This window comes from Arcobacter sp. (genome assembly GCF_050300555.1).
Lineage (GTDB): Bacteria > Campylobacterota > Campylobacteria > Campylobacterales > Arcobacteraceae > Arcobacter.
The window spans coordinates 1-739 of record NZ_JBNKXY010000125.1; the positions used below are offsets into that span (position 1 = coordinate 1).

The 739-nt window shown below is 36.1% G+C and carries 1 protein-coding gene; it reads left to right on the forward strand.

Translation table 11 applies throughout. From position 1 onward, the window contains the following. Window positions 1-77 precede the first annotated feature (77 nt). On the forward strand, window positions 78-377 hold the full coding sequence (locus ACQY5W_RS13125) for a hypothetical protein (RefSeq protein WP_428025424.1): 300 nt from the start codon (window positions 78-80) through the stop codon (window positions 375-377). Window positions 378-739 lie beyond the last annotated feature (362 nt).

Genomic DNA, 739 nt, shown 5'->3' on the forward strand with positions numbered 1-739 from the left:
ACAAAGAACTAAAAATAGTCTTCTTTATTTGTAATTTGTTCAATAGCATTCATGGGATTTGACATAACAAGTATGACATGGTTGAAATCAAACATGATGCTAAACTACCAGACAATGATGATTTTATTCTTGCACATCAAGTCGAACATGTGTATTATTTAAAATACCCATGTCAAAAGCTAGCTGCTTGGCGGGTAGTGTACAAAGTGAATCCCCGTGAATGGTTACATACTCCTACCAATGTTGCCTATCATTTTGATGATGAACAGGTTGATGAGATCTATCAAGAAGAAGAATTGCCAACCTCTTTTGTTATCGAGCCTGGTGCAGCACTCGATTCCTTAGTTGGAGATGGTGCCGATGTCACCATTCTTTAGAAACAAAAATGACAACAAGTGAAGAAAAAACATACTAGGTGGTCTACTTTAGAACGGAGAAGACAACTTCATATTGATCCTGATGAATTTTGACAAGTATTTTTTTGTATTACTTTGATGCTCAATGATTACTAATTTATTTGTCAACGTGTTATTTTTGTATTATTTTGATGCTCAATGATTATTACTTTATATAATTGGTTACAATAACTTATATTTTTTAGTTTAATAGGATGAACCGCAAGCTAAAGCAGGTCGCGGTGTGGGCGAGCAAGGCCAACAAGTCACTTTTTCAGGGGAGTTCTTCCAACTACAGTAGGTGAGAAGCCATGTTAAGGTGTGCATGTGATGAGGAGGAGGAG

Coding starts and splice junctions, on each gene's coding strand:
- ACQY5W_RS13125 (WP_428025424.1), top strand. CDS start 78: ATGGTTGAAATCAAACATGATGCTAAACTACCAGACAATGATGATTTT.